Raw genomic sequence first — 12,324 nt, forward strand, 5'->3', positions numbered from 1 at the left:
GCCAATGCTATCTTCGTGAATTTATTATGAATTCAATTTGCAGCCAGTTGTTCTTTAAAAGCTTCTTCTACTGCATTTGCAAATTCTTCACCGTAATTGTGATTTCCTTCGATATTGAAGATCAGCATATTTAATTCTTCTCTGAAATTATCAAGCACAATATCCGTCTTTCCCCAAACTAACACTGGGTCCTTGTCTGCACCAAGTGACACTGCCAGTAATGGCCACACTGTTTTGGGAAATAGAACATATGTATACCCATCGGAGTCATCCATTAAATAAACGAATGCATTCTCATCTGAATCAGTGATTAACTGACCAGCCGCTTTTACTTCCTGATTGGTTGGATCTTCTTGCAATAAAAAACGGATATCGTTTTCATTTTGCACGCCGCTATCGACAATATAAGTTTTACGCAATGTTTGCTCTTCCTTTCAATCTTTACTACCCCATATTTTATCATAGGTTCCCATATGTTGCAGTTTGCAATTTTTTCAGCATAATAAGAAGGAAGGTGGTGAATCACGATGTCCATTCAAAAAGAAATAGAATTTAAAAATCTGTTGGAAAAAGAAGAGTTTCATAATTTATGCCGTGAATTTGGCGTATCTGAGCATGACTTTCGCATGCAGACAAACACATACTTCGACACGAAGGATTTTCAGTTACGTGATGCTTACATGGGATTTCGTTTACGAGTCGTTGGACAGCGCACTGAATTAACCTTAAAAGCACCTGGTGAAAATAAACATACCATGATTGAAACTACACGCCTGTTAAGTGCAACAGAAAAAGATGAAATTTTGCAAAACGGCTTTATTATGCCCCAATCTTACAGTGAATTCCAGTCTTTACCCGAGGTTCTATTCGCATTTGGATCTCTTCATACACATCGTGTAGAAATTCCGTATCAAGATGGCTTGCTCGTATTGGATCGCTCCGACTATTTGGGGAAGACAGATTATGAAGTTGAATTTGAAGTGAATGATTATTTAAGTGGACAACATAGCTTTAATGAAATGCTTTCAACTTATAGAATTCCAATTCGTAAAACACCAAAAAAAATTGCCCGGTTCATGAAAGCGGCTCAACATAAATAAACTGTATGAATAGTAATACCGCTTGTACATTTATAAACTTGCATTCGTTGTTACGAAAATAAAATTGTATGTAAGAATTAACAAAATCGATTTGTTTGAGAAATATACGTGAGGTTGATAGAATGGGAATACAGCGCAAGCAAAGGAGTTTATAAAATGACCCGAAAACCTATTATTCCTTATGAGGAAATTGGTCCGGATAAATTGTCGCAACTTGTTGATGCATTTTACGAGAGAGTCGCGGCACACCCAAAGCTTAAGCCTATATTTCCAGATGACTTGACGGAAACAGCTCGTAAACAAAAACAATTTTTGACACAATATTTAGGTGGACCAAATATTTATTCACAAGAACACGGACACCCGATGTTACGTGCCCGACATATGCCTTTCCCTATCACACCAGACAGAGCACAAGCATGGCTTGAGTGTATGCATGATGCAATGGATGAGGTCGAGTTAGAAGGAAAAATCCGTGACGACTTTTATCATCGCCTTGTGCTAACGGCTCATCATATGACGAACCGGCCAGATCAAGAGGAGGAAATCGAGTGAATAACTTGCAGATTCCGCCCGAAGCGATAGTTTCTACGAGTTCAACAAAGCCAATTGAGCTTTACGCATTTATTGACCCACTCTGCTCTTCATGCTTTGATTTACAACCGATTGTGCGAAAATTACAAGTCGAATATGAACAATATTTCACGTTACGTGTAGTACTTAGTACGAAGCTTTCTACTCTTAATTCATTTTGTGCAAATGATTCGGTAGATGCCGATGATTTTACACATCCAGCACTTCCCTCTGTTGCCATTAAAGCTGCGGAGCTACAAGGTAAACGAGCTGGAGTCCGATATCTTCAAAAACTTCAAGAACAGTTTTTCTTGGATACAAAAAACGTTGCTTCATTTACAAGCCTCATAGCAATTGCGGAAGAAGCACAGTTGGATGTAGAAGAATTCAAGTCAGATATTCAGTCAAAAGAAGCCACCCGCGCCTTTCAATGCGATCTCCATATCAGTCGGGAAATGGAAGTCAGTGAATCGCCTAGCATGGTATTTTTCAATGAACATATTGAGGATGAAGGACTGAAAGTGTGTGGTGTGTATTCTTACGAAGTATACGAGAAAATTTTGGCTGAGATGTTGGATATGGAACTAAGTCCTCAAGAACCACCCACACTAGATGAACTTTTTATACGCTATCATACATTGTCTACTAAAGAAATCGCTTCCATTTACGGTGTGACAAACTATGCCGCGGAGCGAGAATTAAAAAAACGAACACTACTACAGCAACTTGAACGCATTCCATTGGCAGATACAAATCAATGGAGACTCAAATCTTATATGCAAAAAGCGTGAAACCTCCCTTTAAATAGGGCATATACTTTATAAAAACTATCCAAAGACAAAAGTAACTGCCCCCCACTTGTTAAACACAACTAACAAGTGGGGGGCAGTTTTTATGGAGATATATCCATTAAACATGGTTTGTTAAAGAATGCTGTTAATACTACTCATTAAAAAGAGAGGCAATCGGCTCCCTTTTCCTTTCCGTGGACGAACAGGCAAGCCTCCTTGGCCAACAGAATGTTGGTCACGAAGGCGTTTCCACAAAGTGGTGTTCTTAGCCTTCGTTCCATCGTTATCGATCCAGGGTCTTACCCACTGGAGTGTTAACGCAAGAGCGTGAATCGTGAGACCCGCAGGTAATTGGTTTTAATACTTGAAGGCTCATGCGGAACAGGCTGCTAGCGCAAATGTAAGATAAACAACAGTATAGTTTTAGAAAAAAATAAAGAACCGTCCTTCCATTTCTGGAGTGACGGTTCTTTTCACAAAGGGGATGGGAGAAATGTTCACGTTCAAACAAAGGGGTGTATGTTTGTGTGTGATTTATTTCACATTTAAACGATATCATGACATAACGAGTAAATCAATCCTTCACAATCTTTTTCACAAAATCGTCATAAGGTAAGCGCTTCCAGTAAAATGCGAATCTATTTCTACCATTTGAATGATATACCGATATAACTAAAATAAAAAAACACCTCCATCTATTTCAGATGGAGGTGGATAATGATTATTTTAATAACAGACTTTCAAGTTCAGCTAGCTTCTCTTCAAACACTTTACACGCTTCTTCAATCGGTGCAGCGGATGTCATATCAACTCCTGCTTTTTTCAGCACTTCAATCGGCGTATCTGAGCATCCCGCTTTCAGGAATTGGTTGATATAGCGATCAACTGCTGGTTGGCCTTCAGAAAGGATTTGATTGCTCAAAGCGACTGCAGCACTGTAACCAGTCGAATATTGATAAACATAATAATTGTAATAGAAATGTGGGATACGAGCCCATTCCAGACCGATTTCTTCATCAACAACCAAGTCGTCACCAAAGTATTTTTTATTCAAATCATAATAAACTTCAGTCAACTTATCTGCTGTCAATGCTTCCCCGTCTTGGTTCATTTTATGAATCAAATGCTCAAACTCAGCGAACATCGTTTGACGGAAAACAGTACCACGGAACCCTTCCAGCCAATAGTTCAGCAAGTAAATTCGTTTTTGCTCGTCTTCAATTGTGTTTAACATATATTCGTTCAATAATGCTTCATTACACGTTGATGCAACTTCAGCTACAAATATAGAATAGTCCCCATAAATAAATGGTTGATTTGCGCGTGAATAATAGCTGTGAAGGCTATGACCAAACTCATGAGAAAGTGTGAATAAATTATTTACATTATCCTGCCAGTTCATTAGTACATAAGGATTTGTTCCATATGCACCAGAAGAATATGCACCTGAACGTTTTCCTTTATTCTCTACAACATCCACCCAACGATTTTCCAATCCTTGTTTGGCAATCGATACATACTCTTCACCAAGTGGTGCAAAGCTCTTAAGCATAATTTCTTTTGCTTCTTCATAAGGAATTTCCATCTTTGCTTCTTTAACTAATGGTGTGTAAAGATCCCACATATGCAATTCGTCGACACCTAATACTTTCTTGCGTAAAGAGACGTAACGTTGTAATAAGTGCAAGTTCTTATTTACGGTATTAACCAAGTTATCATACACTTGCTCAGGAATATGATTTTCAGACATTGCAGCGTGACGTGCAGAAGTATAATTACGAACTCTAGCATTCACGTTATCGCGTTTAACATTCCCAGCTAATGTTGAAGCGAATGTGTTACGGAACTTTCCATATGTACCATACATGGCACGGAAAGCATCTTCACGCACTCGACGATCAGAGCTCTCAAGTAAGCGGCTGTATCGACCGTGGGTCAATTCCAGATCTTCCCCATTTTCATCTTTAATCGTAGGGAATTCTAAATCGGCATTGTTCAACATTCCAAATGTTTCAGATGAAGCATTTGCCACTTCCGCGAATTGAGCCAATAACGCTTCTTGTTCTGCAGGAAGAACATGTGGACGCATTTCATTAATTTCTTTTAATACTTGTTTATATAATTTCAAACCTTCATGTTCTTCTACATAATCTTTGACTTTCGTTTCATCCAACGCCAATAGTTCTGGTGTCATGAAAGATAAACCTGTTGATACTTTTACAAGCAACGTCTTAATACGGCTGTCCATTGCTTGGTAGTGGCTATTTGTTGTATCTTGATCGTAACGCATGTGAGAGTAAGTATATAAGCGATAAATACGCTCCAACACTTCATCTTTATACGTAAAAGCATTGAAAAGAGCTTCTGCCCCGTTCTCAAAGGTACCTTTAAATGTTTCTGCTTTTTCTGCGAGCCCACTTACTTCTTTGTATTCACTTTCCCATGCTTCATCGCTAGAGAAAATGTCTTCAAGCTTCCATGTCAAATCTGTTGGTACTTCACTACGTGATAAAATTTTGTTTTTTGTTTCTGTCGTCATTTCCGTTCCCCCTTGAGCCGATTTGATAGAAAAATCGAATAACTTCTATATTTTCTCAATTTTCCTAACGTTTTGCAACTATTAACCTATGAAAAAGTTGTTTTAAAAATGTTTCTTGCATGATTTGTTGTGATACTAATTTAGATAAATCGAAATTTATTTCTTGAAGCAATTGGCAATATTGCATGACTACATCTTTCGCTATTTTAAAGTCTATTACTCTACAGTATTCGGCAAGAAATGCTTCGATCCACACTTCGCTGATATTATCGAAATCTACTTGCTTTTGGGATAGCGCGCATACTAGCGCTAACTGCCATTCTGTAGAATGGTTTTGGAAGACTTGTGATCCAAGTAGTGGAAAGCCTATATATAACGGTAAATCTTTTGGTAGAATGCGTTCAACATAACAATTGTTTAAAAACTTATCTCTGGTACCAAATTTACTGGAATAAATTCGATTGGTTAAAAACTTTGAGCGTTTATGCTGGTAAATATTCCAATACTGATTTGCTTCGGTCTGAGTAAGTGGTTTTATGTGTGCAAAAGGAAAAGTTTGCAACATATTCGGCAAAGTACAAATCTTGGCAATAAATGATGACCCGCTAATATGTAATAGATGACTAATATAAACAAATTGAGTACTGGTCGGATCATAGGTGATTAACGTGGGCTTGGATGAAGAATCTATTGTGATAAACGACTGCTCAAACTTGGATAATTTGATGAAAGTTACGCCAGTTGCCTTGACATTAATATTAGCAGGGGTGCGAAGTAACCAAACGGATGGAATTTTCACTTGACTATATCCAAGATTTCTTTTATAGACATCGTCTATGGGTATTACACTGCACTGAAATTCTACAGCAAATAAATTTCTTCCTTTTTGCACTAATAAATCAGGTCGTTGTGAAATTTTCGGAATGAATGCTTCGACCTCTACTTGAAAACCTACTCGTGTAAAGAATTCAGCAAGCTGCTGTTTTCCAATTAAATGTGTTGGGGATTCTCTTTCTGAAAATGAAGTAAAACAATCGCTTAGCACGATATGGGCGAAATGGGGAGTGACGACTTTGCCAATTTTTAAGCGAAGGGGGTTTCCGCATTGGGGGCATGTAAATTGGCTTGTACTTCGTATTAGTTCCAACTGACTTTTTGTCATGTGTCTTTCCAGTGTGAAATTTTTCTCGTTATTTATTTGTGCCGTTAGAATACACAACACCTCCTTTTGAACATTTTACGAATATTCCGACATAAAGGCAATTAAAAAATTGTCACGCACCTCTTTAGAACAATTACAGCAATGCAAAAAAGAATATTTATTTTGAAGCAAGACATAAAAAAATCCTCCCCGTTAAGGGAGGCGATTAACTGAAATATTTATTGATTTGCTCAAAAACCTCATCGGCCATTATTTCTTTGCCATACTCTTTCATACGATGAACCGTCACAGTTGAACCGGACGTATATTCAGAAAGTATGCTGACCATATTTTCAATTTCTTCGTCATTCATTAACTCAGCATCTGCTTTAACGTATAAGTAGTAACGATCTTTATAAGCGAATAAAGACGTTGATACATACGTAGGCAAATCAATGCGCTTAGCTAATGGAATCAAATCTTCAAAGTCATTCACAAAAAATGTGAATTCACTTTGAGGTTCATCTGAATCAGTAAAAAGTCCACCATATTCATCATAAGATTGTTCGTCTGATGAACTTTCAGACATATTAGAAAAGTATTGACCCTTTTCATCCATTTCAAATGGAGAGTCTACTTTCTTCCCATCACGATTAATTTGTGCCCGAGTTACTGTTACTTCAAGTCCTTTATCCATTGCATGAACTTGAATCCACAATGGACCTTCGACTTCAAAGTCTGATTCATCATTAATTTCATCCATCATTTCCCAAAAGAGTTCTTCGCTTTTATCTCGATTAAACCAAATTTCGTCTCGGCTGAAGCCTCTTTTTTCAATGTCGATGTATGAAATGTAGAATTTGACTGTGTTTTCATTAATGCGTTCGATATCCATTTTACACATCTCCCTTCGATCGCTTTAAAGGGATTCCCCTTTTTTCAGCAACACTTCAAGCCGCTTACCGATACAGTGTCTGTTTCTATTGTATGACGGTCCAGAGAAAATGAAAAGGATATGCTCCTACTCTGGAAAATACAATTTATTAGCATTGTAGTAGAGCGAGAAGAGATTGGCAAGCTGAAAAATGCAAAATGACTGACGTTTCTTCTCAATTAAAATTAAAAGAAGAATCAATCAGTCATTTTTCATCCGAATTTAGTTAACCATGCGTTGTGCTTCAAGCAATTGATAAGCCCGAACTTTACGAGGTAAAAAACGACGAATTTCATCTTCGTTATAACCTACTTGTAGACGCTTTTCATCTAGAATAATTGGACGACGTAACAGTCCAGGATGTTCTTGAATTAATTCGTACAAACGTTGAAGTGGTAAGCTTTCAACATCAACATTTAATTTTTGGAATATTTTAGAACGAGTGGAAATGATCTCATCAGTACCATCTTCCGTCATTCGAAGAATTTCTTTAATTTCGCTAATACTTAGCGGTTCCGAAAAGATGTTACGCTCAGTATATGGAATGTCATGCTCTTCTAACCATGCTTTCGCTTTTCGACATGATGTACAGCTAGGAGAAGTAAACAATGTAACCATCATAGGAACACTTCCTTTCAAATGTGTAAACAAGTTCAAGTAAATTGTAACAACTTTTAATTTAGAATTACTTTAATATAGGTTAACAAAATTTATTATACACCATTTTCAAGATTTTTAATATAGAATATGAAGAAAAAGTCAAGTAATTTAATGTGGCGTCACATTTTAGCAATAATATGTAGGAAGCACGCACTCTAACTCAATTTCTATGCTATACATTTAAAATATACCCGCATCTAACCTGTTTTAAACAATAAAATTTGTTTGGATTTTCAATTCTCAATTAGAGAATGAAAATGACAAAATGTTTTTTCTCTTCATTAAATAATACGTTTAAAACACCCAAAAGGTTTCATATTTAGAAAAAAAAAAAAATTCTCTTCCATACGAAAGAGAATTTTTTCTGTGTTATGGTGTGTAATCCACACCTGGCGAATAACGATTGCCCGCATTCCATAATAAGTATTCTTTTATACCAGCTTCACTTAACGCACGTATTTGCGCTTCCACTTCTGCAGCACCGTATTTCTTGTAATTCCCTGCTCCTAAGTAGGAAGCTGTGAAATCCTGTAACCATGGACGTGAAATTGGCGGACTTTCAAGTTTGCCCAGTGTGGCATTTTCAGCTTTTGCATATTCTTGGACAAGTCGATACGGTTCTAAATCTGGCTTAGCGATGCCAAAATAAGACGTCCAGTGACTTGGGTAGATCATTGACGAAATCACATCAACGTTTTCGGAAATTTTTCCGAAATTTTGTCCGATTCCTGGTGCTTCAGGTAAGGTTGCGGCATACCCGAAGATATCCACAGATACTTTTACATCATAAGGTTTTAATTTCTCACGTGCATACGCTACAAAATCGGTCACTGCATGAACACGTAGTTGTACATCGTCATCTTTAGAAGTTGCATAGTCACCTTTTCCATATTTAAGTGAATCAGAACGCGTTTCAAATCCTTCAGGGAAACGTACATAATCAAATTGGACTTCCTGGAAGCCCATTTTTGCAGCTTCTATTGCAATGGCAACGTTATGATCCCAAACTTCTTTCATGAAAGGGTTTACAAATGATTCTCCGCGACCGTTTTTCCAGACTGTTGAACCTTCCACAAAGGAAAGCTCTGGTTTGGCATTAGCAAGGTTGGAATCTTTGAAAACCACTACACGTGCGATTGGGTATACTTGTTTTTCCTCTAAAACTTTTAACATCGCTTTTGGATCTTTAATATATGGGTTTCCGATATTTAAAGGTTTTAATGGTGAGTCGTCGGCTGGAACATATGTTAAATCGCCAAAATCATCTTTAATATCAATAACCATGGCATTTAATTCAGTGGAATCCATTAACTTCAACAACTCTTTAAAGCGTGCTCCTCCTGCTGAATGACCAGTTACATAGACACCACGGATGGCATCAGGATAAGTGAAATTCATACCCGAATCAAATCGAAACAATGCGGAAGCAGTAATCATTTCTTCTTCAACCGTAGTAAAGCCATATGTACGTTCAGTAAAGTCCTTGAAGATTACTTCTTTCGCTGCATAGCCTGAAGTAGGCATTAATAATGCTGCAACTAAAGCACTTGTTCCTATGTATTTTCTTACTGTCATAATTTGTACTTCCTTTCTATTCTCTACCATTTTAGCAAGTATACATATGCATTTAAAGATTAATTTGTCATATAAAAAAAGAAAGCCTATGTTAAACTTTCTCGGTTGTTTTTAAAAAATAGGCTCTGTTTAACTTGATTGTTGTTTTGTATCAAATTAAGAAGCGTATTCGATATTTTGAGTCGAATACACTTCTTGTTCTTTCGTATGGAGAATAATACTTACATTAAACTCCCTAATGCAATATAAAACTTTGGATAGATACGAATAGCGAAAATGCAAATACGACTATCAATAACCAACCTGTCAGCTTTTTATTTTGTTGGAATTCTTGTATTCCCGTCACCAACATTGATAAACCTAAAAATAAAATCAAATATGCTTGAAATTCAAAATTTCTTGTAATTAATCCATAACCAGCTAATGCTAATGTAATAATTGAAAATAGAATCCGTAAAATCATTAACAAAGTTTATCTACCTCCTTAAACTAAACTCGCCTATTTTCTTAACTAAGGCAATTTTTTTCTTACATTATATAATATAATTCTACAAATATTCCCAATTTTTTTGTTATGCTGTCCTTTTTCTTAATGGAATCGTTGCGTTAGTTTCGTTTATTGGGTATAAACATATGTTCTAAACAGTCGAATATCACAGTATTATTAAACAGATCCAAAAAAAGGAATCTGTGCCATTTCCGCAGCCGAACTAACAAGCCTCCTCGGGCCAATAGGATGTTGGTCACGAAGGTGTTACCACAAAATTGCATTTTGCGACTAGTAACCGCAGAAGCAGCCTTATCTTTGCGACGAGTAACCGCAGGAGCAGCATTTCCGAAGAATGAGACCCACAAATATGTGGTTTTCATACTCGCTGGCTTATGCGGAACATACGGCTAGCTTAAATGTACGAGAAACAAACTTCTCTTTTAACATAGCCAAAAGAAAAAGCCATTCCTTATGAAGGAATGGCACATTTCATTTTTCCCGTGTATCAAAGTTCATTATACACGAGCTGCAGAAGTTAACTTTAATGATTCAAATTCACGTTCTGAACAGAATACAAAATGTCCAGGTGTTACTTCACGCATCGCAATTTCTTCCCCATCTTGATAATTATGAGATGTAGGATCATACGATTTACGTACGCGTGTACGCTCATAGTTAGGATCTGGAAGTGGAATTGCAGATAACAAAGATTGTGTATAAGGATGTAATGGGTTATTGTACAACTCTTCGGCAGGAGCCAGTTCAACCAATTTCCCGAAATACATCACACCGATACGATCGGAAATGTATTTTACCATCGACAAGTCATGTGCGATAAATAAATAAGTCAATCCTTTTTCTTCTTGTAGTTCTTTTAATAAGTTAACTACTTGTGCTTGAATCGATACGTCCAGCGCAGAAATTGGCTCATCAGCGATGATGAATTCAGGATCTACTGCAAGAGCGCGAGCGATACCAAGACGTTGGCGTTGTCCACCCGAGAATTCATGTGGATAGCGGTTTGCATGTTCTTTATTAAGACCAACAGTCTCTAAAAGTTCATGGACACGATCTTTACGCTCTTTTGAATTTTTTGTTAAGCCATGAATATCTAAACCTTCTGCAATAATATCCAATACTTTCATACGTGGATTGAGCGACGCATACGGATCTTGGAAAATCATTTGCATTTTACGGTTAAATATTTTTAAATCCGACTTTGATTTTTTCCCATGAACATTAATTCCATCGAAAATCACTTCGCCGTCTGTTGCATTATATAAGCGGATAATTGAACGGCCAGTTGTTGATTTCCCACAACCAGACTCTCCAACTAATCCAAGTGTTTCACCTTTGTAAATATCGAAGCTAATGTCATCTACTGCACGCACTTCATTAGCTTTGCCTTCATTGAAATATTGTTTTAAGTTTCTAATTTCTAGCAATTTTTCAGCCATCAGCGCGCAACTCCTTCATAGTATCGACTTCCCGGGAATTTCTTCATACGTTCCACAATGGCAGCTGGCGGCTCGACTTGAGGTGCCTCCGGATGTAGTAACCAAGTCGCAGCATAATGTGTATCGCTCACTTGGAATACTGGCGGAGCCTGTTCCAAATCGATTGCAAGTGCATAGTCACTACGAAGTGCAAATGCATCTCCTTTTGGTGGATCCAATAAATCAGGAGGTGTCCCTGGAATTGCATATAATTTTTCATCTGCTGTATCCAGAGAAGGCATTGAGCTTAATAATCCCCATGTATACGGATGTTGGGGGTTATAGAAAATCTCATCCACTGTACCCATTTCGACAATACGTCCACCATACATAACCGCAACTCGGTCTGCAACGTTTGCTACAACACCCAAGTCATGCGTAATGAAAATGATAGATGTATCAATTTTCTTCTGTAAATCTTTCATTAATTCAAGAATTTGAGCTTGAATCGTAACGTCCAATGCTGTTGTTGGTTCATCCGCAATCAGAATCTGAGGATTACAAGCAAGAGCAATCGCGATAACGATACGTTGTCGTTGACCACCAGAGAATTGGTGTGGATATTGCTTAATACGTAATTCAGGTTTAGGCATCCCTACCATACGCAATAAATCAATCGCAATTTTTTTCGCTTCTGTTTTCCCTACTTTCTGGTGCTTTAACAATGGTTCAGTAATTTGACGACCGATTGTCATTGTAGGGTTAAGTGAAGTCATCGGATCTTGGAAAATCATTGAGATATCTTTACCACGAATTTTTTGCATTTCTTTATCTGAGAGCTTTGTTAGATCTTTGCCATTGAACAAAATTTGTCCGCTTTTGAATTCTGAACTAGATTCTGGTAAAAGGCGCATAATCGCTTTTGTTGTTACTGATTTCCCTGAACCCGATTCACCAACAATCGCTAGCGTTTCCCCTTTTTGCAAATCGAAGTTTACACCACGAATGGCTTTTACTTCCCCTGCAAAAGTGTGGAAGGAAAGCTGAAGGTCTTTTACTTCTAAGATTTTTTCCATTGTCGCTTT

Annotated in this window: 12 protein-coding genes; 3 read left to right on the top strand and 9 right to left on the bottom strand. The window is 37.3% G+C overall.

Features of this window, described 5'->3' with window-relative positions:
* Positions 1-32 precede the first annotated feature (32 nt).
* Positions 33-419 (bottom strand): hypothetical protein, encoded by a 387-nt coding sequence (locus MHH33_RS13375; RefSeq protein WP_016428004.1) that lies wholly within the window; start codon positions 417-419, stop codon positions 33-35.
* Positions 420-527: 108 nt separating this feature from the next.
* Between MHH33_RS13375 and MHH33_RS13380 the strand changes: the two genes are divergently transcribed.
* The 3 genes from MHH33_RS13380 (at position 528) to MHH33_RS13390 (ending at position 2,464) form a co-directional block, all read left to right on the top strand.
* Positions 528-1,100 carry a CYTH domain-containing protein gene (locus MHH33_RS13380; RefSeq protein ID WP_016428005.1) on the top strand — a complete coding sequence of 191 codons (573 nt, stop codon included), beginning with the start codon at positions 528-530 and terminating at the stop codon, positions 1,098-1,100.
* Positions 1,101-1,256: 156 nt separating this feature from the next.
* Entirely contained in the window at positions 1,257-1,655 is a 399-nt protein-coding gene (locus MHH33_RS13385; protein WP_016428006.1) for a group 2 hemoglobin yjbI, read from the top strand.
* Positions 1,652-2,464 carry a ClpXP adapter SpxH family protein gene (locus tag MHH33_RS13390; protein ID WP_016428007.1) on the top strand — a complete coding sequence of 271 codons (813 nt, stop codon included), beginning with the start codon at positions 1,652-1,654 and terminating at the stop codon, positions 2,462-2,464. The genes MHH33_RS13385 and MHH33_RS13390 overlap by 4 nt, the downstream gene beginning before the upstream one ends.
* A 721-nt stretch (positions 2,465-3,185) precedes the next feature.
* On the opposite strand, the gene pepF is transcribed toward MHH33_RS13390, so the two are convergent.
* The 8 genes from pepF to MHH33_RS13430 all read right to left on the bottom strand — a co-directional run bounded on the left by pepF (position 3,186) and on the right by MHH33_RS13430 (position 12,315).
* Positions 3,186-5,003, bottom strand: coding sequence for an oligoendopeptidase F (pepF, locus tag MHH33_RS13395; protein ID WP_342542003.1), 1,818 nt, complete (start codon positions 5,001-5,003; stop codon positions 3,186-3,188).
* A gap of 64 nt (positions 5,004-5,067) precedes the next feature.
* Positions 5,068-6,225, bottom strand: coding sequence for a competence protein CoiA family protein (locus MHH33_RS13400; RefSeq protein ID WP_342542004.1), 1,158 nt, complete (start codon positions 6,223-6,225; stop codon positions 5,068-5,070).
* Between the two features lie 145 nt (positions 6,226-6,370).
* Positions 6,371-7,039 (bottom strand): adaptor protein MecA, encoded by a 669-nt coding sequence (gene mecA, locus MHH33_RS13405; RefSeq protein WP_342542005.1) that lies wholly within the window; start codon positions 7,037-7,039, stop codon positions 6,371-6,373.
* 261 nt (positions 7,040-7,300) lie between these two features.
* Positions 7,301-7,696, bottom strand: a complete 396-nt coding sequence (spxA, locus tag MHH33_RS13410) for a transcriptional regulator SpxA (protein WP_162920212.1) — start codon at positions 7,694-7,696, stop codon at positions 7,301-7,303.
* 411 nt (positions 7,697-8,107) lie between these two features.
* Complete coding sequence (locus MHH33_RS13415; protein WP_342542006.1) at positions 8,108-9,313, bottom strand: putative glycoside hydrolase; 1,206 nt, start codon at positions 9,311-9,313, stop codon at positions 8,108-8,110.
* Between the two features lie 235 nt (positions 9,314-9,548).
* Positions 9,549-9,776: a YczI family protein gene (locus MHH33_RS13420; protein ID WP_342543777.1), complete on the bottom strand. Its 228-nt coding sequence runs from the start codon at positions 9,774-9,776 to the stop codon at positions 9,549-9,551.
* A gap of 542 nt (positions 9,777-10,318) precedes the next feature.
* Entirely contained in the window at positions 10,319-11,260 is a 942-nt protein-coding gene (locus MHH33_RS13425; RefSeq protein ID WP_016428014.1) for an ATP-binding cassette domain-containing protein, read from the bottom strand.
* The gene (locus MHH33_RS13430) at positions 11,260-12,315 is read right to left on the bottom strand and encodes an ABC transporter ATP-binding protein (protein ID WP_016428015.1); all 1,056 of its coding nucleotides are present in this window, start codon (positions 12,313-12,315) and stop codon (positions 11,260-11,262) included. The genes MHH33_RS13425 and MHH33_RS13430 overlap by 1 nt, the downstream gene beginning before the upstream one ends.
* Positions 12,316-12,324: the final 9 nt, after the last annotated feature.

The organism is Paenisporosarcina sp. FSL H8-0542 (assembly GCF_038632915.1).
GTDB lineage: Bacteria > Bacillota > Bacilli > Bacillales_A > Planococcaceae > Paenisporosarcina.